General features: G+C 61.0%; 20 protein-coding genes and 1 riboswitch. Of the genes, 10 read left to right on the top strand and 10 right to left on the bottom strand.

The window, feature by feature from the left end:
* The first annotated feature begins 10 nt into the window (after window positions 1–10).
* Window positions 11–243: riboswitch (cobalamin riboswitch) on the top strand.
* A 97-nt stretch (window positions 244–340) separates the two neighbouring features.
* The 4 genes from EC919_RS03630 to cobM all read left to right on the top strand — a co-directional run bounded on the left by EC919_RS03630 (window position 341) and on the right by cobM (window position 2,768).
* A complete protein-coding gene (locus EC919_RS03630) occupies window positions 341–550 on the top strand; it encodes a CbtB domain-containing protein (RefSeq protein WP_133771297.1) in 210 nt (69 codons plus the stop codon).
* Between the two features lie 11 nt (window positions 551–561).
* A complete protein-coding gene (locus EC919_RS03635) occupies window positions 562–1,281 on the top strand; it encodes a CbtA family protein (protein WP_133771299.1) in 720 nt (239 codons plus the stop codon).
* Window positions 1,282–1,292: 11 nt separating this feature from the next.
* Window positions 1,293–1,727 (top strand): cobalamin biosynthesis protein, encoded by a 435-nt coding sequence (locus tag EC919_RS03640; protein WP_133771301.1) that lies wholly within the window; start codon window positions 1,293–1,295, stop codon window positions 1,725–1,727.
* Between the two features lie 294 nt (window positions 1,728–2,021).
* Window positions 2,022–2,768: a precorrin-4 C(11)-methyltransferase gene (gene cobM / locus EC919_RS03645; protein WP_133771303.1), complete on the top strand. Its 747-nt coding sequence runs from the start codon at window positions 2,022–2,024 to the stop codon at window positions 2,766–2,768.
* Window positions 2,769–2,989: 221 nt separating this feature from the next.
* On the opposite strand, the gene nfuA is transcribed toward cobM, so the two are convergent.
* Window positions 2,990–3,583 carry a Fe-S biogenesis protein NfuA gene (gene nfuA / locus EC919_RS03655; RefSeq protein ID WP_133771305.1) on the bottom strand — a complete coding sequence of 198 codons (594 nt, stop codon included), beginning with the start codon at window positions 3,581–3,583 and terminating at the stop codon, window positions 2,990–2,992.
* A 105-nt stretch (window positions 3,584–3,688) separates the two neighbouring features.
* The gene (locus EC919_RS03660) at window positions 3,689–4,708 is read right to left on the bottom strand and encodes an acyltransferase family protein (RefSeq protein WP_133771307.1); all 1,020 of its coding nucleotides are present in this window, start codon (window positions 4,706–4,708) and stop codon (window positions 3,689–3,691) included.
* Window positions 4,709–5,195: 487 nt separating this feature from the next.
* On the opposite strand from EC919_RS03660, the gene metH reads away from it, so the two are divergent.
* Window positions 5,196–8,906, top strand: a complete 3,711-nt coding sequence (metH, locus tag EC919_RS03665; RefSeq protein WP_133771309.1) for a methionine synthase — start codon at window positions 5,196–5,198, stop codon at window positions 8,904–8,906.
* Between the two features lie 265 nt (window positions 8,907–9,171).
* Here metH and tssF read toward each other — a convergent pair whose 3' ends face one another.
* The 7 genes from tssF to tssL are packed head-to-tail and all read right to left on the bottom strand — an operon-like array spanning window position 9,172 to window position 18,914.
* Entirely contained in the window at window positions 9,172–10,938 is a 1,767-nt protein-coding gene (tssF, locus tag EC919_RS03670) for a type VI secretion system baseplate subunit TssF (RefSeq protein ID WP_133771311.1), read from the bottom strand.
* 52 nt (window positions 10,939–10,990) lie between these two features.
* Window positions 10,991–11,254 (bottom strand): PAAR domain-containing protein, encoded by a 264-nt coding sequence (locus EC919_RS03675; RefSeq protein ID WP_133771313.1) that lies wholly within the window; start codon window positions 11,252–11,254, stop codon window positions 10,991–10,993.
* Window positions 11,251–12,324 carry an SEL1-like repeat protein gene (locus tag EC919_RS03680; RefSeq protein ID WP_133771315.1) on the bottom strand — a complete coding sequence of 358 codons (1,074 nt, stop codon included), beginning with the start codon at window positions 12,322–12,324 and terminating at the stop codon, window positions 11,251–11,253. Before EC919_RS03680 ends, EC919_RS03675 begins: the two co-directional genes overlap by 4 nt.
* On the bottom strand, window positions 12,321–13,604 hold the full coding sequence (locus EC919_RS03685; RefSeq protein ID WP_133771317.1) for an SEL1-like repeat protein: 1,284 nt from the start codon (window positions 13,602–13,604) through the stop codon (window positions 12,321–12,323). Before EC919_RS03685 ends, EC919_RS03680 begins: the two co-directional genes overlap by 4 nt.
* Entirely contained in the window at window positions 13,604–15,505 is a 1,902-nt protein-coding gene (locus EC919_RS03690) for a phospholipase D-like domain-containing protein (protein ID WP_133771319.1), read from the bottom strand. Before EC919_RS03690 ends, EC919_RS03685 begins: the two co-directional genes overlap by 1 nt.
* Complete coding sequence (locus tag EC919_RS03695) at window positions 15,502–18,228, bottom strand: type VI secretion system Vgr family protein (protein WP_133771321.1); 2,727 nt, start codon at window positions 18,226–18,228, stop codon at window positions 15,502–15,504. Before EC919_RS03695 ends, EC919_RS03690 begins: the two co-directional genes overlap by 4 nt.
* 2 nt (window positions 18,229–18,230) lie before the next feature.
* Window positions 18,231–18,914 (bottom strand): type VI secretion system protein TssL, short form, encoded by a 684-nt coding sequence (gene tssL / locus EC919_RS03700; RefSeq protein ID WP_133771323.1) that lies wholly within the window; start codon window positions 18,912–18,914, stop codon window positions 18,231–18,233.
* A 1,247-nt stretch (window positions 18,915–20,161) separates the two neighbouring features.
* Here tssL and EC919_RS03705 point away from each other — a divergent pair.
* Together EC919_RS03705 and EC919_RS03710 are read left to right on the top strand one after the other, a co-directional pair.
* Window positions 20,162–21,820: a nitrite/sulfite reductase gene (locus EC919_RS03705; protein ID WP_133771325.1), complete on the top strand. Its 1,659-nt coding sequence runs from the start codon at window positions 20,162–20,164 to the stop codon at window positions 21,818–21,820.
* Window positions 21,804–22,298 carry a DUF934 domain-containing protein gene (locus EC919_RS03710; RefSeq protein WP_133771327.1) on the top strand — a complete coding sequence of 165 codons (495 nt, stop codon included), beginning with the start codon at window positions 21,804–21,806 and terminating at the stop codon, window positions 22,296–22,298. The genes EC919_RS03705 and EC919_RS03710 overlap by 17 nt, the downstream gene beginning before the upstream one ends.
* A gap of 316 nt (window positions 22,299–22,614) precedes the next feature.
* Here the strand turns inward: EC919_RS03710 and sohB are convergent, their stop codons facing one another.
* Complete coding sequence (gene sohB / locus EC919_RS03715; RefSeq protein WP_133771329.1) at window positions 22,615–23,637, bottom strand: protease SohB; 1,023 nt, start codon at window positions 23,635–23,637, stop codon at window positions 22,615–22,617.
* A 206-nt stretch (window positions 23,638–23,843) separates the two neighbouring features.
* Here sohB and EC919_RS03720 point away from each other — a divergent pair, with 206 nt between their 5' ends.
* The 3 genes from EC919_RS03720 (at window position 23,844) to EC919_RS03730 (ending at window position 26,200) form a co-directional block, all read left to right on the top strand.
* Complete coding sequence (locus tag EC919_RS03720; protein ID WP_133771331.1) at window positions 23,844–24,554, top strand: histidine phosphatase family protein; 711 nt, start codon at window positions 23,844–23,846, stop codon at window positions 24,552–24,554.
* A 57-nt stretch (window positions 24,555–24,611) separates the two neighbouring features.
* Entirely contained in the window at window positions 24,612–24,926 is a 315-nt protein-coding gene (locus EC919_RS03725; protein ID WP_133771333.1) for an SCP2 sterol-binding domain-containing protein, read from the top strand.
* A gap of 206 nt (window positions 24,927–25,132) precedes the next feature.
* Window positions 25,133–26,200, top strand: coding sequence for a phosphotransferase family protein (locus EC919_RS03730; protein ID WP_133771335.1), 1,068 nt, complete (start codon window positions 25,133–25,135; stop codon window positions 26,198–26,200).
* The last annotated feature ends 19 nt before the right edge of the window (window positions 26,201–26,219 follow it).

Consider the following 26,219-nt stretch of genomic DNA (forward strand, 5'->3'; position numbering starts at 1 on the left):
CCCGTGGTCTCCTACACACCTTGTTACGGGTGCCCTTCACAGGGTGAAACGGGAAACCGGTGCGTGCAGACCTTCGGGTGTGCATCAGTCCGGTGCTGCCCCCGCAACGGTAAGCGAGTGAAGAATCAGATCCACTGTGTCGGCAACGACATGGGAAGGGGATTCTTGAAGGCACGACGGTTGTAAAGGCTGTTGCATGTGCCCCTCGCGAGCCCGGAGACCGGCCCGACAACGTACCATAACAACCCGCGGTGGGCGGGCGCTGTTGAGCACTGCCGGCACTCGCCTGCGGTGTCTTCGCGCCTTTCCGTCCGCTGAATCCATTTCAGAGGGAAGCGCCATGTCCATCAGCACACCCCGCCAGACGTCCGGCACCACCACAACCACCACATCAGTCGTTACCGCCGCACAAAGCCAGCGCCTTGTCGCCGCCGTCAGCGCGATGTTTCTCGGGGCGTTTCTGGTCTACTTCGCCGGCTTCTCCCACATCGATGCGGTGCACAACGCGGCACACGACACCCGTCACAGCTCCGCCTTCCCTTGCCATTGAGACCTGCCGCCATGTTCAAGCGAATCGCGCAAACGGCCGGGTTCACCGGACTGCTCGCGGCCCTGCTGCTGACGCTGCTGCAAAGCTTCTGGGTCGCGCCCTTGATCCTGGAGGGAGAGGCCTACGAGGAAGCCCCCGCCGCCGAGCTGCATGAGCATGCCGAGGGCGCCATGGCCGGTCACGTCCATGACGAAGCGGCGTGGGAGCCCGAAAACGGCTGGCAGCGCGTGCTGTCGACGGCGGGCGGCAATCTGGTGGTGGCAGTCGGTTTCGCTCTGATGCTGGCGGCGCTGTACACCCTGCGCACGCCGAGCCGTGCCCGCGAAGGCGTGCTGTGGGGATTGGCCGGTTATGCCGTGTTCGTGCTGGCGCCGACCCTCGGCCTGCCGCCCGAACTGCCGGGTACCGTCGCGGCGGACCTGACGCAACGGCAGATCTGGTGGGTCGGCACTGCCGCTTCCACGGCTGTGGGCCTGGCGCTGATGGTGTTTGCCAAACACTGGCTGCTGAAGGCAGTGGGTGCGGTGATTCTGGTGGTGCCGCACATCGTCGGCGCGCCGCAACCGGCGGTGCATTCGGCACTGGCGCCGGAAGCCCTGGAAGCGCAATTCAAGATCGCGTCGCTGCTCACCAATGCTGTGTTCTGGATCGCCCTGGGCTGGATCAGCGCCTGGCTGTTTCGTCGCAGTGACGCACCCGGGACGCAAACCGGTTTGAATCACGCCCTGTGAATGAGCGGCCTGTGAGTGATTCGTGCGACCGGCCGCTGTGGGTGGTGGGCCTGGGCTGCCAGCGCGGTTGTTCGGCGCTGGAGCTTCGGCAGTTGATGGAGAATGGTTTGCAGGCGTGTCGGCTCAAGGTCGAAGACATTGCTGCCCTCGCCTCCATTGACGGCAAGTCGGCTGAAGCGGGAATGCTGGAACTGGGCCATGGGTTGGGCCTGACGGTCGGCTTTTTCAGTGCGGCTGATCTGGCGGCTTACGAGGCACAGCTGACTTACCGCTCGGACATCGCCTTTGACCGCACCGGCTGTTACGGCGTGGCGGAGAGTGCGGCGTTGGCGATGGCGACGCAGTTGACCGGGTCGCCGGCGTCATTGGTCATCCCCCGCCGCAAAAGTCCACACGCGACATTTGCGCTGGCGACCGCAAACGTTAGGGCTGGCTCAACCTCGTAGGACCGGCTCAAACTCTCGGACCGGCTTTAGCCGGGAAGGCGTCAGTCGTCACACAGCAGATTTTGATGGTGTACTCGAGGGCCCCTTCCCGGCTAAAGCCGGTCCTACGACACACCGCGTACCCTCGTAGGACCGGCTTTAGCCGGGAAGGCGTCAGTCGTCAGACGGCAGATTTTGATGGTGTACTCGAGGGCCACTTCCCGGCTAAAGCCGGTCCTACAGAAGTAAACCGCGTGCATCAGCGACAAGCATCCGGCGAACCATCGCTCCGATGAACACCAATCAGGACACCCCATGACCGTTTTTTTCATCGGCGCCGGCCCTGGCGATCCGGACCTGATCACTGTCAAAGGCCAGCGGCTGATCCGCTCCTGCCCGGTGATCATCTACGCCGGCTCGCTGGTGCCTGAAGCGGTGCTGGAAGGTCATCAGGCGGTTCAGGTCACCAACAGCGCTTCATTGCACCTGGAGCAGATCATCGAGCTGATGAAATCCGCTCATGCACAGGGCCAGGATGTGGCGCGCGTGCATTCCGGCGATCCGAGCCTGTATGGCGCCATCGGCGAGCAGATCCGCTGCCTGCGCGAGTTACAGATTCCCTTCGAAATCATTCCGGGCGTCACCGCCACCGCTGCATGCGCCGCACTGCTTGGCACAGAATTGACGCTGCCTGACATTTCCCAGAGCGTGATCCTGACCCGCTATGCCGATAAAACCGACATGCCCGAGGGCGAAAGCCTCGGTGATCTGGCGCGGCATCAGGCGACGATGGCGATCCATCTGGGGGTCAACAACCTCGGCAGGATCGTCGCCGAGCTGACCCCACACTATGGCGCGGATTGCCCGATTGCCGTGGTCCATCGCGCCAGCTGGCCGGATCAGGATTGGGTCACCGGCACCCTGGCGGACATCGAGGAGAAGGTGCGGCTCAAGGGATTCCGCCGCACCGCGCTGATTCTGGTAGGCCGGGTGCTGGGCAACGACGTGTTCAGCGAATCATCGCTGTATCGCGCGGGCCATGCCCATGTGTTCAGGCCCTAGATCCTGGCTGCGAACGTGTACATCTGTAGGAGCCGGCTTGCTGGCGAACATGGCGAGTCAGTCGATGAAGATATCGCCTGACACGACGCTTTCGCCAGCAAGCCGGCTCCTACAGTCGGATTCAGCGGAGATCAGTGAGATTGGGTGGCCAAACTGCTAATAAAGGCGCCCACAAAAAAGCCCCGAACCAGTCGGGGCTTTGCTTGCAACACCATCACTTCTCAGTAATACGCGTTTTCTTTCTGGGTGTGGTCGGTCACGTCACGCACACCGGTCAGCTCGGGAATACGCTCCAGCAGCGTGCGCTCGATGCCTTCCTTGAGCGTCACATCCGCCTGGCCGCAACCCTGGCAGCCGCCGCCAAACTGAAGAATGGCGACATTCGCCTCATCTTCTTCCACGACCTCGATCAGGGTCACCTGGCCGCCATGACTGGCCAGCCCCGGGTTGATCTCGGTCTGCAGGTAGTAATTGATGCGTTCATTGATCGGGCTGTCGGCGTTGACCATGGGCACTTTGGCGTTTGGCGCCTTGATGGTCAGTTGGCCGCCCATGCGATCGGTAGCGTAATCGACGACGGCGTCATCCAGAAAGGCTTCGCTGAATGCGTCGATCCAGGCGGTGAAGCTTTTCAGGCCGATGGCCGTGTCTTCAGGTTTTTCTTCGCCCGGCTTGCAGTAGGCAATGCAGGTTTCAGCGTATTGGGTGCCAGGCTGGGTAATAAACACGCGGATGCCGATGCCGGGTGTGTTCTGCTTCTCGAGCAGATCGGCCAGGTAATCGTGGGCGGCATCAGTAATCGTAATAGCGGTCATGAAAATTCCTCGCAGACGTGGGACGGAGTTTACGCCAATCAACTGCGCCTGACAAAGCCCTAGTGTTTTAGTCGGGTAAGTGACCCGACCACCACGCGGCGACTGTCAGGACAGCGCCGCCTCCTTGCTCGCCCGTCTCTGGTCCAGCCAGCCCTTCATGCGACGGTACAAGCCCTTCTCGATCCACTCGTAACTCAGCCACGCGCCCATCGCAATGACCGGCACACACACGGCAAACACCAGATACGGGTTCAGGCCGTAACGCTCGCTGACCAGCCAGCCCGCATACAACACCAGCACGTGGAGCAGGTACACCGAGTAAGAGCAGTCGCCCATGACTTTCAGCAAACGGTAGCCGCGCAGGTAGGGTTCGAGGGAGATGCAGGCCACCACAATCACCGCACTCGGCAGCCCCCAATTGACGATGCGCGGCGCCGGTTGCAGATGGTCGATGGTGAACAGCGCAGCGCCAATGGCAATTAACGGCAACCACAGCCGTTCGCTGATCCAGCCGCGGCGATACATCACGCCGACGAAGATGCCGAGCAGGAACTCATAGACGATGTCGTTGGCGTAGAACCGGCTGACCAGACCCGAACGGCCCAGCACGTCGGTAATGGCAAACAGCGCCGCTGCCAGAATCAACGGGCGCAGACGTTGCTGAAACAGGAAGACCATGGAGAACAGCACGTAGAACAGCATCTCGTAATTCAGCGTCCAGCCGACATTGAGGGTGGGATAGAGGCCGTAGCCGCCTGGGTTTTCCGAAGGGATGAACAACAGCGAGAGGACAAAGCTCTGCCAGTCGACGACCTGGTGGGGCAGCAGCGGTTGAGCAACGAGGACCAACAGGCCCATTACCAGCGTGTAAAGCCAGTACGCGGGCACGATACGAATGACACGGTTGAGCATGAAACGGCCGGCGGGGATGTCTTTGTCCACCGTTGACAAGTAGATCACCAGACCACTGATGACGAAAAAAATGTCGACACCGACGGCGCCTTTTTCAGTGAAAAAACGGCCGACCGGCCCACTCGGATGGAAGTCGAAAAAAATCTGCATGAAGTGGTGACACACAACAGCCCATGCGGCGAGCGCCCGCAGGGCTTGAACCGAAATCAACATCTGCAACCTCTTGCTTCGTCTGGATTGACCTTCAGCCCCACCCTCTAAAAGAGCGGGTCCCAAAGAACGACTCACGAAGGTCCGACTGGCAAAGTTGCATAAAGGTTCGGCGCCACTGACGGGCTGCATAATGGCTGCGCGCCATGTCTGACAAGGGTTTCAACGTTTCGGACAGCATCCGTAGGCCTGACCCCTAGAGCAGCGTTTCGCAAAACCTGCAGGAGCCGGCTTGCTGGCGAACGCGATCGCGCACGCACATTGCCGTTGGGTGAAACGGCGGGTTCGCCAGCAAGCCGGCTCCTACGGGGTGAACGTCGGCGCTTGCATCAGTCCCATGCACTGGCATCGCGCAGGTTAAAGATGAGTGCCCGCGCAACATGAGCCAAATTCATGTAAATCCGGGAATGATTTGAATCCGCGCAGGTTTGCTATTATTTCGCACTTTTCAGCGCCACTTTATTTCGTACTTCTTCGTCCGGGTAACCTCATGTCAGATCGCAGCGCGCGTCTTCAAGCACTCCAGCAGGCTCTTCAACAGCGAATCCTGATCCTCGATGGCGGCATGGGCACGATGATCCAGAGCTATCGGCTGGAGGAAGAAGACTACCGCGGCAAGCGTTTTGCCGACTGGCCGAGCGACATCAAGGGCAACAACGACCTGTTGATCCTGACCCGGCCTGACGTGATTGGCGCGATCGAAAAGGAATATCTCGACGCCGGCGCCGACATTCTCGAGACCAACACCTTCAACGCCACCCAGGTGTCCCAGGCCGACTACGGCATGGAAGCGCTGGTCTATGAACTGAACGTGGAAGGCGCGCGCCTGGCTCGCCAGGTTGCCGACGCCAAGACCCTTGAAACCCCCGACAAGCCGCGCTTCGTCGCCGGCGTCCTCGGCCCGACCAGCCGCACCTGCTCGCTGTCGCCGGACGTCAACAACCCCGGCTACCGCAACGTGACCTTCGACGAACTGGTGGAGAACTACACCGAGGCCACCAAAGGCCTGATCGAAGGCGGTGCGGACATGATCCTCATCGAAACCATCTTCGACACCCTCAATGCCAAAGCAGCGATCTTTGCCGTTCAGGGCGTGTTCGACGAGCTGGGTTTCGAGCTGCCGATCATGATTTCCGGGACCATCACCGACGCCTCCGGCCGCACCCTCTCCGGCCAGACCACCGAAGCGTTCTGGAACTCCGTGCGCCACGCCAAGCCGATTTCCGTGGGCCTCAACTGCGCGCTCGGCGCCAGCGAGCTGCGGCCGTACCTGGAAGAGCTGTCGAACAAGGCCGAGACCCATGTGTCGGCGCACCCCAACGCCGGCCTGCCCAACGAATTCGGTGAGTACGACGAGGCCCCGGCAGAGATGGCCAAAGTCGTCGAAGAGTTCGCCCAGAGCGGATTCCTCAACATCGTCGGCGGTTGCTGCGGCACCACGCCGGCGCACATCAAGGCCATCGCCAACGCCGTCGCGCCCTATGCGCCGCGCCCGATTCCGGAAATCCCGAAGGCTTGCCGCCTGTCCGGTCTGGAGCCGTTCACCATCGATCGCAGCTCGCTGTTCGTCAACGTCGGCGAGCGCACCAACATCACCGGTTCTGCACGCTTCGCCCGCCTGATCCGTGAAGATAATTACACCGAAGCCCTGGAAGTCGCCCTGCAGCAGGTCGAAGCCGGCGCCCAGGTGATCGACATCAACATGGACGAGGGCATGCTGGATTCGAAGAAGGCCATGGTGACCTTCCTCAACCTGATTGCCGGCGAGCCGGACATCTCTCGCGTGCCGATCATGATCGACTCGTCGAAATGGGAAGTCATCGAAGCCGGCCTCAAGTGCATCCAGGGCAAGGGCATCGTCAACTCGATCAGCATGAAAGAAGGCGTCGAGCAGTTCATCCATCACGCAAAACTGTGCAAGCGCTACGGCGCAGCGGTAGTCGTGATGGCCTTCGACGAAGCCGGCCAGGCCGACACCGAGGCGCGCAAGAAAGAAATCTGCAAGCGCTCCTACGACATTCTGGTCAACGAAGTGGGCTTCCCGCCGGAAGACATCATTTTCGACCCGAACATCTTCGCCATCGCCACCGGCATCGAAGAGCACAACAACTACGCCGTCGACTTCATCAATGCCTGCGCCTACATCCGCGACGAACTGCCGTACGCACTGACGTCGGGCGGCGTGTCCAACGTGTCCTTCTCGTTCCGCGGCAACAACCCGGTGCGCGAGGCGATTCACTCGGTGTTCCTGCTGCATGCGATCCGCAACGGCCTGACCATGGGCATCGTCAACGCCGGCCAACTGGAGATCTATGACCAGATCCCGGCCGAGCTGCGCGACGCGGTGGAAGACGTGGTGCTCAACCGTACGCCGGAAGGCACCGACGCGCTGCTGGCCCTCGCTGACAAATACAAGGGCGACGGCTCGGTCAAGGAAGCGGAAACCGAAGAGTGGCGCGGCTGGGAGGTCAACGAGCGCCTCAAGCACGCGCTGGTCAAGGGCATCACCACGCACATCGTCGAAGACACCGAGCTGTCGCGCCAGTCGTTCAAGCGCCCGATCGAGGTCATCGAAGGCCCGCTGATGGCCGGCATGAACGTGGTCGGCGACCTGTTCGGCTCGGGCAAGATGTTCCTGCCGCAAGTCGTTAAATCCGCCCGTGTGATGAAGCAGGCCGTGGCGCACCTGATCCCTTTCATTGAAGAGGAGAAAGGCGACAAGCCCGAGGCCAAAGGCAAGATTCTCATGGCGACGGTCAAGGGCGACGTCCACGACATCGGCAAGAACATCGTCGGCGTGGTACTGGGCTGCAACGGTTACGACATTGTCGACCTCGGCGTGATGGTGCCGGCGGAGAAAATCCTGCAGGTCGCTCGCGAGCAGAAGTGCGACATCATCGGGCTGTCAGGCCTGATTACGCCGTCGCTGGACGAAATGGTCCACGTTGCCCGCGAGATGCAGCGTCAGGACTTCCATCTGCCGCTGATGATCGGCGGCGCGACCACGTCCAAAGCGCACACAGCGGTGAAGATCGAGCCCAAGTACAGCAACGACGCGGTGATCTACGTCACCGACGCCTCCCGCGCCGTGGGCGTGGCGACGCAGCTGCTGTCCAAAGAACTGAAAGCCGGATTCATCGAGAAGACCCGCGCCGAATACGTCGAAGTGCGTGAGCGCACCTCCGCCCGCAGCGCCCGCACCGAACGCCTGAGCTACGGCGCGGCCATCGCCAAGAAACCGCAGTTCGACTGGGCCAGCTATCAGCCGGTGAAGCCGACGTTCACCGGGGTCAAGGTGCTGGAAGACATCGACCTGAACGTGCTGGTGGATTACATCGACTGGACGCCGTTCTTCATTTCCTGGGACCTGGCCGGCAAATACCCGCGCATCCTCACCGACGAAGTGGTGGGCGAAGCGGCCACCTCGCTGTTCAAGGACGCCCGGGAACTGCTGCGCAAACTGATCGACGAGAAGCTGATTCGCAGCCGCGCCGTGTTTGGCTTCTGGCCGGCCAATCAGGTCGATCACGATGACATTCAGTTGCTCGACGACAACGGCGCGCCACTGGCCAGACTGCATCACCTGCGCCAGCAAATCATCAAGACCGACGGCAAACCGAACTTCTCCCTGGCCGACTTCGTGGCGCCCCAGGGCAGCGGCGTGACCGATTACGTCGGCGGCTTCATCACCACCGCCGGCATCGGCGCGGAAGAGGTGTCGAAGGCGTATCAGGACAAGGGTGACGACTACAACGCGATCATGGTCAAGGCGTTGGCGGATCGGCTGGCCGAGGCCTGCGCCGAGTGGCTGCACCAGCAGGTGCGCAAGGAATATTGGGGCTATGCCCGCGACGAGCAGTTGGGCAACGACGAGCTGATCAAGGAGCAATACACCGGCATCCGCCCTGCCCCGGGCTACCCGGCCTGCCCGGACCATACCGAGAAAGGCGTGCTGTTCGACCTCCTCGATCCGGCCCAGGGCGACGGCAAACCGGGCGTCAGCGGCGTGTTCCTCACCGAGCACTACGCAATGTTCCCGGCGGCGGCCGTCAGCGGCTGGTACTTCGCCCATCCTCAGGCGCAATACTTCGCCGTGGGCAAAGTGGACAAGGATCAGGTGGAGAGCTACACGGCGCGCAAACAGCAGGAGTTGAGCGTGACCGAACGCTGGCTGGCGCCGAACCTGGGGTATGACGAGTAATCACGGTGAATGGTCTTTGGCTGGATCTGGTCATTCAGCTAAGACGCAACCTGTAGAAGCCGGCTTGCTGGAGAAGCCGATTTCGCAGACGCCGTGGCGGTGTCCGCACGTCCGCATTCGCCAGCAAGCCGGCTTGTACAGTGGATTTGCGCTGTGTCTGATTACGAAGCCCCGCGCAAAACGTGCGGGGGCCGGCGTGCTGGCGCACCCATCTTTGCGGGGCCTGACTCATTGAAATTCCACGCCCATTGTGCAGACCCAACGCTTATCCAGGCACTCGCTGGCTGTGATTCTCACTCCACCGCAAACATTTATCCTGCGGTTGCAGGATCAACGTCAGTTGGTTGAACAGATGAATGTCGGCGTACTGCGCGAAGAAGCGGCTGAGCAGCTCACCAAACAGGCAGATGTCCCCTTCCCCCGCGAAATTGCCTTCATCCAGCGTGACTTCAATGTCCACACCCCGCAGCAGAAAACCGCCCTCAAAACGTTGAATCAGGTGATGGCGAACCTGGATGATCGACTGCAACCGTCGCCGGTTTCGTTCGTTGTCGGTCCAGTCGTACAGCGCCAGCGTATTGCGCAAGACCTCGGCGCTCTCCAGCAGGGGCAAAAAGCTCGAGCCCATATGACTGAGCACACGCCAATGAAAGCGGTCTTTGTCGGGGGCGTAACAGGGCATTGTCGGCGCGCACAGATTGCGCACCGTCAATGTCCGCCGACTCGACCGCGCAGGCTGGTCCAGCACCGTCTCCGTCAACGCCATTCGCGGCAGCTGACCGTTGGTGCCCGTCAACTGTAGGGTCAGGCGGTGTGCCAGGTTCAAGCGATCCTGCTCGAAACCGTCTCCCCCCAGAATCAGCCACGTGCCGTGGGACCCATCTGGCGCGCGTTTGAGCCGGGTATGGAAATAGCGCTCCGGAGCGTCGTCACGCAGCATTCCGCCCCGGTGCTGAAAATGGGTGAAGGGCACATACTCATGCCGCGCAGCACGCTTGCCCGCGATAACGCTGTCCACGGAATAAATTTCCGTGTCGGCATCCTCTACCTGCACCGGCCGCAGCCGGTAATCGGTCTGTAAGGGATCGAGGGCCAGAGGGTCGACCTCCAGGGCAAACAGGTTGATGACCGGCACGGCGTGAAGGCGAACATGCTCTGCACTGAGCGCAAACCCGCGGGGCCAGGGTTGATCGAGGACCACCTCAAGCTCGAACGCCTTGGTGTTGGCCTCAAGCTTGACCTGCTCCAGCCCCTTGAGCGTGACGAACATGAATTTCTCGGGGAAGCTGAAATATTCAAGCAACAACGGGCAGCCACTGAATCGGTCATCGCCCTGCGGCCAGAGGCGATCCTCGTCGCCAAAACCCTTGGGGCTGAATTTGACAGCGACCTCTTCTCGTTCCGTGCCGCCCTTGCGCAGGTAGACCTTGCGGGCATTGAGCGCCAACGCCTGATGCAAGGCGCTGGCCACGGGCGTACTGGCGTTGAGGTACAGCGGCAGGTTGCGCAGGTCCAGCGTTTCCGCCTGCATCAGCTTGCCCAGGGAGAAACGCAGCCTGATCACCGAGCGGCCATCCGCCTCCTGTCCAACCTCCACGGCATCGAGCGCGAGGGCGCGCAACGTCAGGTCCTGTGTGGTGGTGTAACGGCAGCGAGCGCCCTGTGGGCCGACCGGTCGCGAGCGCACCTCGAAGCCTTTGAGGATCGTCTCGCCGGTCTTCATCTCATGGATGTCAGGCGAGAACTCGACGATCGACAGCGACGGAATCATGCGCAGGTACTGCGGCCGCACCAGCCCGACCAATCCTTCAGTCAACTCCGGCAGGTCGTCGTCGAGCTTTTCCCGCAGTCGCCCCATGAGAAACGCAAAGCCCTGGAACAGCTGCTCGACCGCAGGGTCCTGCGCCCCGGGTCTGTCCAGATTCAGCGCGGCGGCCCGATCGGGAAATGCAGCGCCGTATTCTTTAGCCGCTTCGCGCAGGTAGCGCATCTCGGCGTCGAAATACGCCAGCGTCGGGTTGTCCTTGCTCATGGCAGATGTCCTTGTCTTGTGTGTCTTGTGTGTTGAAAAACATCCTGCCTTCTCAGCCGGCTGTGGCTTCCGGGAGGGAGGTGATCAATGCGCAGCCACACTCACAGAGGTCGTCGTGGAACGCGACGGGTACGCCGTCGTCGCTGTAGCCTGAGTTGCCCTGGGCAATGCGGGTGGTGCCATGGCCTGGTAGCGGGCAAAGCACGATGTCGCCTACGCGCGCTGCGCCGATGCCTTCAAAGATCATTGCGTCCGAGCCGGTTTTGACGATGCCGCCGCCGGTGGTGGTGTCGCCGATGCGGATGATGCCTTTCATGTGAAATCCTTTTCTAGTTGGGTGGGTCGGGTAAGGGGGAGCGATTGAGACATAGGCCTGCCGGTGGCGGGTTCGAGTTTCAGGTCTCGGGTCAGGCGCTGGATCAACTCCGGCGAAGCCTTTTCCGGCGGGACATTGGCTTCGCGGGCTTCCAGCCATTGCAGCTTGCCGTCCCACGGCGGCAGCTTGGCCGGGGGCAGCGGAAGGATTTCGTTGATTTCGGGGACTTTGGGGTGGGCGTAGGAGTACCTCGCCAGGATGCGCCAGATGGTTTTGTAGCGTTCGGCGCGCTCCAAGTCTTCTGGCAAGTCTAAATAATCCAATTCATCGGTCGGCTCAGGTCCTCGGAAACTGTCATCCAACCACCCCGCAGAAGTTTCATCGCCTGCGGCGACGCCGAGTTGAAACACCTCCAAAGCATCTCGATATTGCCGTCTACCTTGGAGGTTGATTGCTAGCTGTAGCGCCGCGGGACCGTGCCCTTGCTCAGCGGCACAGCGACGCATCTGCCGCGCGACATCCGGCGCCCTGCTGCTCGGCGCCAGCGCATCACCAACTTCATATTGGGCTTGCGCACTGCCCTCGTCAGCGGCCTTGCGCAGATAGCGCAGCGACATTTCCATGTCTTGCTTCAGATCGGCGATACCGTTTTTTAGAAACACCGACACAAAGTAGTAACCTGTGGCTACGTTCGCATCGATCAGGTCTTGACTGAAGCGCAGGTGTTCGTGACCCCGCAGTTTGTATTTCCCTCGCAGGCTGCCGTTCTGCAGGTTGATGGTGGCCTTGGGGTGCCCATTTTCGGCGGCGATCCGGTACAGCCGGGTTATTTCAAGATCGGTAGTCGGGTCCTGTTTGAGCTGGTTGTTCTTCTCCAACCAACGGGCGTACTGGAACAGCACATCGCTGTCGGGACTGGCCGCAGGTAGAGTTTGGTGCTTGCAAGAGAAGGCCAGATTTCCCTGGATCTCGCTGAGTGACGGCACCGATGCGGTGTGCGTCCGCTGGGTGACAGGTACATCGCAACCTGCCAGCAACAGGCATGACAAAAGCCAAGCACGGTTCCTCATGCCAGCCTCCACCAGACCCGCACCGGGCCTTCGTGTTCGCTCTTGGGCAGCGGCCAGATTCGGTCGCGATAGTAGCGCATGCGCTGGACGGGGAAGACATCGCCTTGCTCGAAGTGACGAACAATCGGCTGGCCGTCGGGGGTGTGCAGCTCCCGATGCTCGAACACCTGCCACCAACCGCTGACCGGGCACTTCGTCCCGGCGACGCATTGGTCGGCCGACAGGTCTGCCTGGCTGAAGCCCTTGGCGCCCGGCATCGGCTTGCCGGTGGCGGGGTCGAGTTTCAGGTCCTGGGTCAGGCGCTGGATCAACTCCGGCGAAGGCTTTTCCGGCGGGACATTGGCTTCGCGGGCTTCCAGCCATTGCAGCTTGCCGTCCCACGGCGGCAGCTTGGCCGGGGGCAGCGGGAGGATGTCGTTGATTTCGGGGACTTTGGGGTGAGCGTAGGAGTAGTCGGCGAGGATGCTCCAGATTTTGTTGTAGCGCTCGGCGCGGTCGAGATCTTTGTCGAGAGCCAAGTAATGCAACTCATCGGTCGGCTCCGGACCTCGAAAACTGTCATCCAGCCATCCTGCGGAAGTTTCATCGCCTGCGGCGACGCCGAGCTGAAATGCCTCAAGCGCGTCTCGGTATTGCCGCCTACCTTGGAGATTGACTGCTAGCTCCAGCGCTGCATCTCCATGCCCTTGCTCAGCCGCACACCGACGCATCTGCCGCGCGACATCGGGCGCTCTGCTGCTCGGCGCCAGCGCGTCGCCAATCTCGTATTGAGCTTGGGCACTTCCTTCGTCGGCCGCCTTGCGCAAAAAGCGCAACGACATCTCCATATCTGGTTTCAAATCGGCAATACCGTTTTTCAAAAATAGCGAGACGAAGTAGTAACCCGTGGCTACGTTTGCATCGATCAGGTCTTGACTGAAGCGCAGGTGCTCGTAGCCCCGGAGTTTGTATTTCCCGCGCAGGCTGCCGTTCTGCAGGTTGATATTGGCCTTGGGATGACCATTCTCAGTGGCGATACGGTACAGCCGACTAATTTCAAGGTCGGTATCCGGGTCTTGTTTCAGCTGGTTGTTCTTCTCCAACCAACGGGCGTACTGGAACAGCACATCGCTGTCAGCACTCCCCGGAGTTAGCGTTTCGTGTTTGCAAGTAAAGGCGAGGTTGTCCTTAATTGCAGCGAGAGATTTCATCGGGATGTCCTTGTCCGGTAGTGGTCGTAACCCGTTGCCGTTGTCGCAGGCAGTCATGGCTAGGCAGGCAAGCAGCAGTAAGCGGCGCATCAGTCGAGGTTCGTCAGCGTGGCGGGGGAGTAATGAAATTCGACGAGGGGAGCGCAAGGCTGCTTACCCTTCTCGTCTGCGCGGAGGTCCTTATTTTTCTTGATGATTTCCTGCCAGGCCTTGAACGCAGCTTTCGGCTGATCCTGGATCCCCCTCCCCGCCGTATGCAGATCCCACAACCTCCGCCTCAACGCCTGAGTTTCACTCGCCCACTCATGGGCAATGTTCAATTCGCTATCCACCTGCATGCTGCGGGTGTTGATGTTGGCGGAGCCATGGGTGGTAAACACGTCGTCGACGATCATCAACTTGGAATGGATGTACACCGGCATCCAGTTGCCGGGAGGTGAGTCGGGCGCCACCAGCGAGCAGATGTGCACTTTGAGGTTAGGGATGTCCTCGGGCTTGAGCACTTCCTGTTCGATGGCCTTGATCTGGCCTTCGAGCACGGCCCGTCGGAAGGCCGCGGCGCTTTCGACGTCGCGCTGCTTTTGCAGCGCTTTCTCGCTCATCTCACTATTAGGTCCGGTCAGCAAATGGCTCACGAAGGTCATCGCCTGGTCCGCGATCAGTTCGCTCAGATCCTGCTCCTGCGCAGCGGCCTCTGCCTTGGCTGCCTCGATGCGTTGCAGTTGGGTGATTTTCGGCATGGTGTCAGCGCGCCCCAAGCTGTCGAGCATAAGCTGGGTGTTGACCGTGCCTTTGCCGATGCCGTCGTCGGTGACGTTGGTGATCACGAACAGGTGCAATGCGCCGTGCTTGCCGGGGTCGCGCCCGCCTTGGGTCTGGGCGATGGCCGCCTTCTTGATCATTTCGGCCAGCGGCGGCCAGCGAAAGTACTGGTTTTCGATGTAGATGAAGCCCGTGGCGTTGTTCACCGCTTGCAGGTAGAGCGTCTCGATGTCGCGTCGGCCTTCCTGGGCCTGGGTGCGCAGGATCTGGGCGAAGTGCCGTTGCTGGTCGGGCGGGCATTTCAAGCGTTTGCCCAGGGCCATGGCGTCGCGGGTGGTCATCAGGTCTTCGCCCGTCGCGTCGAACCAGGCCGTGGCGAAGTTGTGGTGCAGGTGCTCCAGGATCGGCCCGGCCACCTGGCTGGAAATGTCCTGACGCGGCGTGTCGCCCCGAGGCCCGGCATTGGGACGAGGTTTGCTGGCTTTGTCGCGCTTGAGCGCCGAGTGAGCGTCGGTGTCCCAATACTCATCGAGGGTGTTGTGGCCCATGACGAAACCCACCGCCTGTTCGGGGGCTTCATAGTCCACAAGGACGGTTTTCTGATGGTGGGTGGCGAACGCGCCAAGGGCCCCGAGTGTGCTGACACTAAGGTTCGGGTCGGAACCGTGATACCGGGCCTGGTGAATGATCTCGGCGCGGTCGAACAGGCTAAAGCCGCGACTGGCAAATGCAGGCCTTTCCAGGTCACGCCATAACGGCATAGGAATGCCTGCGATGGAACACATCGCGAACCACTTACGGTCATAGGCGTACTGATCATCGGTGGCGCTCTGCATCTTGCGATCGTCAATCGGTACACGCCCTTTGCCGGGCAGATTGGCTTCGCCACCCACGCCTGCAGTGTTGAATGGCATTTCCCAGCCCAGCACGCGTACTTTTACGCCCTGTCTGGCCTTCTGCATGAGCAACTCGCCGATGCAGGGTTGCTTCTCCCCGGTGCGAATGAAATACATCGACGGCTGAAATCCCCAGCAGATGATGTCCACCGAATGGATCGCTTTTTCGATGGCCTCGTGCACGGCCTGAAAAGTGTCCTTGCCGTTCACCAGCGGCTTATAGGTCGCCAAGGCTGGCGGGTACTCAGAGTCCTGCACGAACCAAGGGGGCGTCAGAGTCACGGTGTCGGTTTCTTGAAACGATACGGGCGCGACGATTTCGGGCTGCGTCATGGGGCCTCCTCTTCCTGATCGGCGGTGTTATTCAGCACGGCGGCGTACTGCGTGCGGTGGTCGGTGTGTGAAGCCGGCTGATTGACCGGGGTGTCGGGCGCGGAACGGTGATTGTGCAGGCCCTGATTGGCCAGCCTTCCCTGCTCGGGATGGCTGTAAGCGGTTACGGCGGGAATGCGGTAGCTGACGCCGTTGGCCATTTCCAGCCGGTATTCCTGCGTCGTCGGCTGATGGTCAACCTCGACCTGCCCGCTGCCGTCCATGACGCCCTCGGTGATCAGTCCGCCATCGGCATAAAGCTTGTAGGGCATGTGCGTCCAGCTGCCGCCAAGGTTGGGCGTTGCGGCCAGCTTCAGGCGCAGGGGCTGGCGGGTCAGCTGTTTCGGGGAGTCGGGATGGTCGGCAGCCATGGTCGCGCCGCCCTTGATGAACTGAAAAGTCGCGGCCTTGAGCAGATGGTCGCCCGCCGTCCCCGACTCGATGAGGCCCTGCTCCAGCGTCAGGTAGCTGCCTGCGGCGTTGAGCACGATCTTCTTCTTGGCGACGATGTGGATCTCGTCTTCGGTGCTGGTGATGCTCAGGCCTTGCCGCGCCAGCAACTCCAGCGTGTCGTTCTGCGCCTGCACGCTGACCGGCCCTTGATTGGCGATCAGCTTGATGCCCAGCTGGCGCACGAACAGGCTCAAGCCTTTGCCGACACCGATGAACATCCGCTTGACCACGCTGATGTCGGCTTCGCCGCCAGCGTTGAGCATGAGGTTGTCGTGGGCGGCCAGTTGCAGGTGCTTGCCGCTGGTGAGGGCAATCCCCTGGGGCGCGCTCAGCAACAGCACGGCGGATTTGAGCTGTTCGAGATTCTGCTCAAGCAAGTCCACCTGCGCCTGAACGCCAGCGGGCTCGGCCCTGCTCGCCTGGGCATCTTGGGACAGCCCTTGCAGTTGCTCTACCGCGTGCTGCAGGTGGGCAATCGCCGCTGCCATCTCCAGCTGTTGCCCCTGGGCTGCGGCCTGTTCATCGGCGCTGATGAACAGGCCTTTGCCGCTGCGGATCGCCCCCCAGCCGTCGGTGCGCAATTCGAAGCCTTCGCCGCGCTTCTGCTTGCTGGCGTCCACCAGATGCCCCAGATTCAGCTGACTCTTGCCGCTGTGGTCAGTACTGAGCTTGACGTGCTCCTTGCCGCGCTCGTCTTCCATGCGCAGTTTGTTGTTGGCCGGCGTGCGCAGCACGTTGCGGGTGAAGTCCCGGTCCGCCAGGGTCACCGGGTCAGGATGCCGGTCGTCGTGCAAGGCATGGGCGATGTAGGGCCGGTCGGGGTCGCCGTGCTCAAAGGCCACGGCCACTTCAGTGCCGGCAATCAGCGGCAGGTGCAGGCCGTGGGTGTCGCCGGCGTAGGCCCGGGCCAGACGCAGCCACGCGCTTTCTTCACCGGGCTCCCAGTGGTCACGGTCGAACAGGAAGTTGACCTTGTAGCGACCTTCCTTGTCGATGTGGCTGTAAGGGTCGTTGGCGATGACGCTGGTCACCCGGGCGGCCACGGTGCCGGCGAGCTGCGGCTTGCGCGGCACCGGGGGACGGAAGCAAACGGTCTCGCTGAAGGGAATGGCCACGAAGGCGACTTCGAAACTGCGATCCCGGGCGGCGCGCAGGCTCAGGCCCGTGATCACGGCGCCAGGCTCGAAGGCGTGGGGGGCGTCGCCGGTGACGTCGAGGATTTGCCCCAGCGCCAGGGTCGCACTGCTGCTGACGCCACTTAAGCGCGTCTGGGCATTGAGATAACGCTCGTGGCGCAGCCGGGCATAGAAAAAGCCGCTTTCGCTTTCAAGGTCTTCGTCCTGATCCCGTGGGTCGCCCAGCACGGTATAGGGTTCGGCGTAGTGATAGGCCTCGCCGTAGGTGGTGGTGGCGCGCCGGCTTTGATCGGCCTCGCCGTCAAGCCAGGCGTTAGCGTCGCGTGGGTCGTAGGCACGAAAGTAAATGCTCTTTTCCACCACGCAATGGTCGGATTGCAGCTGCCACACCGCGTCCTGATCATGGCTGTCCAGCCCCGATGGCGAGCGACACGGCACCGGGGTTTGCGGCCATTGGTAGTGGCGCTGATCGTCGTGGAATTCGATCACGTCGATGTCGAGACGGGCGTCGTGGGCGAAACGAAACCAGATGCCCACCTCGGCCAGCAGCCGTGAGATGAACGCCAGATCGCTATCGCCGAACTGCATCACTTGCTCGCGCCGGGGGTAGTCACGGACGAGCTTGAAGCGGAAATCATGGCCTTCCATGCCGTGGCGACTGCGCAGAATGCTGTCGACAATCTCCGGCACCGACATGTGTTGGTAGATACGGTACTGATGCCCGCGGGACAGCAGCGCCAGCCGCGGTTCAAGGGTGACTTCGTACCGCGCCTCGTCCCTGGAGGCTGACAGGCACTTGAAACCGGTGACCACGCCACACAGGGTGCGCAGCGGGGGTACGGCGGGTAGCGGCAGACCGCCCATGGCGCTGGACAGCACGTGGGGCGCGATGTGCAGCGTAAACCGCGCGGCTTTGCCGAGCATCTGACCGGCGCCGATATCCTGCCTCGACGCGGTGAATTCGATGACATAGATGAATGGCTGGCTGAGCGTCTCCTCGCCCGTGAACGTCAGTACGTCGAGGTCGGCATCCAGCTCATCGACATCCAGCGTGTGACGGCTGTGATCGAAAAAGACCGGGAATGAGTCCGTCATGTTCAGACGCCCCTCACGGCAAGCTCGTCGACCATGTTGGCGAGCGTACGATTCAGGAACCACCACACGACGACCAGCGCCAGCCCCGCGATTGCCAGGTGCAGCAGTGGAGAACGTAGCCACCAGGGGAATCTGCGGACAGGCCCTCTGGCGTCTATCCAGGTCGGCCGCACCGGGAACAGTTGCGGCCCTGCCAGTGCATCTAACTGGTTTTTCAGGACCATACGCTCTTTGTCATCCAGCGATTGATAACCGCCCAGAAACCCCAACATCATCACCCGCTGGAAGATGGTCACGACGTGCATGTCCGGCGCAGGCTCGCGCAGCACTTCCCGCATTTGCTCATGCAGGATTTCACCCGCTCGGTGATGCCCGCAGAACCTCGCCTGCAACGATTCGTTGATCCATATCTGTCGGACGCTGTCCCCGACATTGGCCATCACGGCTTCATCGAGCAGCGCGCATTGCGCATGGATGATCAAGTCGACACTGCGCCGGCACATGCCTGCTTCCTGCAATGCGCTGCGCGCGCCTTCGACCTGGGCAATGCACGTCTCGCGCAATGTTTTGCTGTTGGTCATGGTGCAACCATAATTCAGTTCAACGGCCAGCAAATAGGTGTCCTGGAAGATAAGGTCTACATTGATCGGCGCAGTACCGGAGGGCTCATGACTGACTGGATTCATAGATAACACCGAGAACGATTTCAGGATTGAATGATTAATCGATCACCCAGGCGATAACGTGATGCCGGCCCACATCAATAAAGTGCGCGCACTGGATAACGCATGTCGTGACTGCTGGCTTGCCATCCGCCTTGATACTCGATATTTAAGGGCGGGAACTCGACCGCGGAAATGTGCACAACGCGAACCCCGCAGCCTGCCCAAGAGGCCGAAACCCCTGGGCCGCAGCTACGTCGCCCAGAGTCCACCCGGCGTTGAGAAGCAAGGCTAATCACTGAAAAAATAAAATGCTACCCGACTTTTCATATCAAGAAACTTCTTACAAATATCAGGAGCGGTCCTACGGAAAGTTCTGACACGTTAAGCGAAATTAATATGAGGCCGGAATATGAAGCGAATTAAAGCCGGCACTGTGAACAACACCCAGGGCGATGATTTATATTCATTGGCGAACAGCCCGAATAGACATTCCGTTTAATCGAACGTTTATCGACTGTTTACCATTGAGTTCAGACCTGTGACCTGATTCAGTCTGAGCCGCTTGAATATTTAAATATTCAGGGCCGAAGTATGAAGACTGGAAATGGCAAAGCGAGCGACGGCTAAACGCGCTCATAAAACGAGCGGTCTTATAAGGACCGGCGGCACAGGGTGTCCGTATGAGCCGGCTTGCTGGCGAACCCGATCTCGCAGACGCCGTTGCAGTGTCCGTACGTACGCATTCGCCAGCAAGCCGGCTCCTACGGATCGGTGGTATCCGCCCAGCCTGTGCAGCAGTCAAAACATTTAAGGAGCACGCAGAACCGCGCTACTGGTGGGTCACCCAGAACACCGCCGCCCCCACCACCAGCACAATAATGAACAAAATGGCCCATGCATCCACATGGCTGCCGGTTTTGACTACTTTCGGGTGATTTCGCATTGCATCGCCTTTTGTCTGTTTTATGGGTGATCGCAAAACTCGCGGACCAGCGACAGGTGTCGGCGGCCATCACCAGAGTAAAGTTGAGCCATGCCCTCATCACAAGTGAGGTTATGCCGGTCCGACGTGCTGCTTAGCACTTTTGGTTCTGTGCATATACTCAAACATCACTTTTGCGCATATCTGCAAACTGGTAACCTCCCCCGGCTCCGCAAGGAGTGCGCGGCCGTGCGCGCAGATTTGTTCGGTAGCCTGAAAGCAGACGACAACGCATCGCCTTTCCGGCTGGCCCAGCAGCAGTGAACCGCCTGAGAACAGGACCACCATGTACGTATACGACGAGTACGATCAGCGGATCGTCGAGGACCGCGTCAAGCAGTTCCGCGACCAGACCCGCCGCTATCTGGCCGGCGAGCTCAGCGAAGAAGAGTTCCGCCCGCTTCGCCTGCAAAACGGCCTCTACATCCAACGCTTCGCCCCGATGCTGCGCGTCGCTGTGCCTTACGGCCAGCTGACCTCGCGCCAGGCCCGCATGCTGGCGAAGATCGCCCGCGATTACGACAAGGGCTACGCGCACATCAGTACCCGCCAGAACGTGCAGTTCAACTGGCCGGCACTCGAAGACATCCCCGACATTCTCGCTGAGCTGGCCACCGTGCAGATGCACGCGATCCAGACCAGCGGCAACTGCCTGCGCAACGTCACCACGGACCAGTTTGCCGGCGTCGCTGCCGACGAATTGGTAGACCCGCGCCCCTGGTGTGAAATCGTCCGCCAGTGGACGACGTTCCACCCGGAATTCGCCTACCTGCCGCGCAAGTTCAAGATCGCGATCAACGGCTCGACGTCCGACCGCGCCGCCATCGAAGTGCACGACATCGGCCTGGAGCCGGTGAAGAATGCTGCCGGCGAGCTCGGTTTCCGCGTGCTGGTCGGCGGTGGCCTGGGTCGCACGCCGGTGGTCGGCGCCTTCATCAACGAGTTTCTGCCGTGGCAGGACCTGTTGAGCTACCTCGACGCCATCCTGCGTGTGTACAACCGCTACGGCCGTCGCGACAACAAGTACAAGGCGCGCATCAAGATTCTGGTCAAGGCCCTGACGCCTGAAGTGTTCGCCGAGAAGGTCGAGGCCGAGATGGCCCACCTGCGCGGCGGCCAGACCACGCTGACCGAGGCCGAAGTGCATCGCGTCGCCAAGCACTTCGTTGATCCGGACTACAAGGCCTTGACCGATGACAGCGCTGAACTGGCCCAGCTGGATCAACAGCACCCCGGCTTCGCCCGCTGGCGCTCGCGCAACGTCCTGGCCCACAAAAAGCCGGGCTACGCAGCGGTGACGCTGTCGCTGAAACCCACCGGCGTCGCGCCGGGCGATCTCACCGACAAGCAACTGGACGGCATCGCCGACCTTGCCGACCGCTACAGCTTCGGTCAGCTGCGCACCTCCCACGAGCAGAACATTATTCTGGCCGACGTCGAGCAGAGCCAACTGTTCACGATGTGGGGCGAGCTGCGCGAGCAAGGCTTCGCAACGCCGAACATTGGCCTGCTGACGGACATCATCTGCTGCCCGGGCGGCGACTTCTGCTCGCTGGCCAACGCCAAGTCGATCCCGATTGCCGAATCGATCCAGCGTCGTTTCGACGATCTTGATTACCTGTTCGACATCGGCGAGCTGGACCTGAACATCTCCGGCTGCATGAACGCCTGCGGCCACCACCACGTTGGCCACATCGGCATTCTCGGCGTGGACAAGAAAGGCGAAGAGTTCTACCAGGTGTCTTTGGGCGGCAGCGCCAGCCGCGACGCCAGCCTGGGCAAGATCCTTGGCCCGTCGTTCGCACAGGACGTCATGCCGGACGTGATCGAGAAGCTGATCAACGTCTACGTTGAGAAACGCAACGAAGACGAGCGCTTCATCGACACCTACCAGCGTATTGGCATCGACCCTTTCAAGGAGCGCGTCTATGCAGCGAATCATTAAGAACAACGCGGTCATCGACGAGACCTGGCACCTGCTGCCCAAGGACACGACGTTCGACAGCCTGTCCAACTGCGACGACCTGATCGTGCCGCTGAACCTGTGGCGCGAGCATGCCCATGCGTTGAAGGCCCGTGATGGCGGCCTGGGTGTCTGGCTGGACAGCGACGAGGAAGCCGAAGAAATCGGCGACGACGCGGATCAGTTCCAGGTCATCGCCCTGAACTTCCCGGCGTTCACTGACGGACGTAGCTACTCCAACGCCCGCCTGTTGCGTGATCGCTACGGTTACAAGGGCGAGCTGCGGGCGATTGGCGACGTGTTGCGCGATCAGCTGTTCTACCTGCACCGCTGCGGGTTCGACGCGTTCGCGATCCGTGCCGACAAGGACCCGTATGAGGCGCTGGAAGGTCTGAAGGACTTTTCCGTGACCTATCAGGCGGCTACCGACGAGCCGTTGCCGCTGTTTCGACGCCGTTGAACCATCGCTGAAAACGCTCAACAAAAAGCCCCGACTTCCTGCGAAGCCGGGGCTTTTTAATTCAGCTGGGTCAAGGTGCAAACACCGTCAATCTTGCGGTGTGGCGTCCGACGCCTTCCCGGCTAAAGCCGGTCCCACATTCGTGTTCACTGTAAATCTCAATAGCTGCACGGGCTCCATTTAGTGGGACCGGCTTCAGCCGGGAAGAGGTCAGTGTGAGCGCTATCAATGTCGCGCCTGTTATGGCCCCTTCCCGGCTAAAGCCGGTCCTACAATGGGTGCCTGCAGCCTTAACGCAATGCGCTCAAGGGATCAGTCACCAGAACCGCTGTTGCGTCAGCTTGCCCCACCACCCCGTCAACAGGTGATCAACCGACGTGCTCGCCGCGATGCCTACACGTTGCTGCAGGCTTTTGCGTTCGGCGTAGTGCAGGTGGAACACCTCGGCGGTCTTGGCCTTTTCCGACAAGTATTCGTCGCTGGTCTTCAGCTCATCCACCAGCTGCTTGTCCTTGGCCGCGATGCCCAGCCAGATTTCGCCGGTGGCGACTTCGTCGATGTCCAGCTGCGGGCGGTAGCTGGCGACAAAGTTCTTGAACAGCTCGTGGGTGATGTCCAGATCCTCCTGAAACTTCTCGCGTCCCTTCTCGGTGTTCTCGCCAAACACCGTCAGCGTGCGCTTGTACTCGCCGGCGGTCAGGACTTCGAAATCGATGTCGTGCTTCTTCAGCAGGCGATTGACGTTGGGCAGTTGGGCCACCACGCCGATCGAGCCCAGGATCGCAAACGGCGCACTGATGATCCGGGTGCCGATGCACGCCATCATGTAGCCGCCGCTGGCCGCGACCTTGTCGATGCAGATGGTCAGCGGAATACCCGCCTGACGAATCCGCGCCAGTTGCGACGACGCCAGACCGTAGCTGTGCACCATGCCGCCGCCGCTTTCGAGGCGCAGCACCACTTCGTCCTTGGGGGTGGCGAGGCTCAGCAGCGCGGTGATTTCGTTGCGCATGTTCTCGGTGGCCGAGGCCTTGATGTCGCCGTCGAAATCCAGCACGTAAACCCGCGACTTGACCTCGGTGGACTTCTTGTCCTTCTTCAGCGCCTTGGCCTGGGACTTGCGCAGGGCCTTGAGCCGGGCCTTGTCCAGCAGCGAGCCTTCCAGGCGATCACGCAGCCCTTTGTAGAAGTCATTGAGCTTGGTGACGTGCAACTGACCGCCTGCAGCACGGCGACCACGACCGCGCATCGAAGCGATGACTACCAGCACCACAATGATCGCGATCACGATGGTGACGGTCTTTGCCAGGAAGCTGGCGTAATCGAAAATGAACTCCACAGAAACTCCTTACCGGTACAGCAGACCCTCGGCAGAGGATCGCGAATGGGGCCAAGCATACCGGCGCGCCGGTGACCGGGCCAGTGACGAGACGGCGAATACGGGACAGATCGGCCAATTCAAACGAGCGTATGTTTTTTCATTGACAGACCGCGGGCCGTCCTCATAACCTCCCAGCACTTTCAACGTGCCAGGGTGAAGCGGTCGTGGGCAGCATCTATCTCATACGACATGGCCAGGCCTCGTTTGGTGCGGACGATTACGACGTCCTTTCGCCCACCGGTTTTCGTCAGTCGGAAATCCTCGGCGCGCACTTGGCGCAGCTGGGTCTGAGCTTCGACCGCTGCATCAGCGGTGCGCTGTTCCGCCAGCGGCATACGGCCGAAACGGTGATCGCGCACCTCAACGCTGCAGGCCTCGCCACACCCGAACTCGAAACCGACATCGCCTTCAACGAATTCAACGCAGAAGGCGTGATCCGCGCGCTGCTCCCGGCGATGCTGGATGAAGAACCCAGCGCCTTCGAGGTCATGCGCGACGCCGCCAACAACCGCGCCGAGTTCCAGCGCCTGTTTGCCGCGATCATTCGCCGCTGGCTGATCGGGGATCACGACGCCGCCGCGCTGCAGAGCTGGCAGGCTTTCGTCGAGCAGGTCGAAGCCGGCCTCAGCGGGATTCTCGACAACGCCGGGCCCAGCGATCGCATTGCCGTATTCACCTCCGGCGGCACCATCACCGCCCTGCTCCACCTGATCACGCAAATGCCGGCCACCCAGGCCTTCGAACTTAACTGGCACATCGTCAACACCTCGCTCAATCACCTGAAGTTCCGTGAGCGCGAGGTGTCCCTGGCTTCCTTCAACAGTTACGCGCACCTGCAACTGATGAAGGCGCCGGAGCTCATCACCTACCGCTGAGCCCGGCCAATCGCACCCGCAAAGTGCTCGTCATCACTCTTATAAAAGGATCACACCATGAGCTCCGTAGAAAACGCCGTCCAAGCCATGAAAGCCAAGTTCAACCCGTCCGCCGCTGCGGGCCTTGACCTGGTGTTCGGTTTCCGCATTGACGAAACCAAGAACTTCTCCCTGATCGTCAAGGACGGCACCTGCGAATTGCAGGAAGGCGAGAACCCGGACGCGCAAGTCACCCTGGTGATGGACGGCGAAACCCTGGAAGGCATCGTCAGCGGCGAGACCGACGGCATGCAGGCGTTCATGGGCGGCAAACTGCGCGCTGAAGGCGACATGATGCTGGCGATGAAACTGAGCGAGCTGTTCCCTTCCTGAGGACGCACCGCCCTTGCGAAAGAACCGAAGCTGCCCGGCTTCGGTTTTTTTTCGCCTGGGCGATGTGCCGAACAGCGACCGCGCCCGTGAATCAGGGATGCTGATTACCCCGTAACACCCTCGCCAATAGCCCTTGTTCGCCGGCGCCGGGGCGCATTAGATTAGCCAATGATCCTGGCCCACCAAAATAATCTGCAGGGATAAGCATGGCGCTCACTGACCAGTCCACCCAGGTTCGATCCGGCGAAGAACTCGACGCCGGGTTGATCGACCCCTACCTGAAAGCCCAGATCCCCGGCCTGAGCGGCAGCGCACAGATCAGTCAGTTTCCCGGTGGCGCGTCAAACCTGACCTACCTGCTGAAGTACCCCGAGCAGGAATTCGTTCTGCGCCGCCCGCCGTTCGGGCACAAGGCAAAAAGCGCCCACGACATGGGCCGCGAATTCCGCATCCTCAATCAGTTGCGAGACGCCTTCCCTTATTGCCCCAAAGCGTACCTGCATTGCACCGACGAAAGCGTGATCGGTGCCGAGTTTTACGTGATGGAGCGGGTGAAGGGCATCATCCTTCGCTCCGAATTGCCCACCGAGCTGAACCTCGATGCCGTGCAGACCGAAACCCTGTGCAAGAGCTTCATTGATCGGCTGGTCGAGCTGCATCAGGTGGATTACTCCGCCTGCGGGCTGGGCGATCTGGGCAAGCCCCAGGGTTACGTTGAGCGGCAGATTCGCGGCTGGACCGAGCGCTACGAGAAAGCGCGCACCGCCGACGCACCGAGCTGGGAAAAGGTCGCCCGCTGGCTGGACGAGAAAAAGCCGGCCGACCACCCGGTTTCAAGCCTGGTGCACAACGACTACCGCTTTGACAACGTCATCCTCGAACCCGACAACCCGATGCAGATCATCGGCGTGCTGGACTGGGAGCTGACCACGTTGGGTGATCCGCTGATGGACCTGGGCAACAGCCTGGCGTACTGGATTCAGGCGGACGACCCCGCGCCGGTGCAACTGATGCGTCGCCAGCCCAGCCATGCGCCGGGCATGCTCACCCGCGCGCAGTTCGTGGCGTATTACGCCGAGCGCTCGGGCATCGCCATCGACAACTTCGACTTCTACTACACCTACGGTCTGTTCCGTCTGGCCGGCATCGTCCAGCAAATCTATTACCGCTTCTTCCACGGCCAGACCCAGGACACGCGCTTCGCCCCGTTCGTTCACATGAACGCCCTGCTCGAGCGCATGGCCCTGCAAGTGATTGAGCGTTCCAGCCTCTGATTGCGACACGACAAGGAAA

Source organism: Pseudomonas graminis, assembly GCF_004364335.1.
GTDB lineage: Bacteria > Pseudomonadota > Gammaproteobacteria > Pseudomonadales > Pseudomonadaceae > Aquipseudomonas > Aquipseudomonas graminis_D.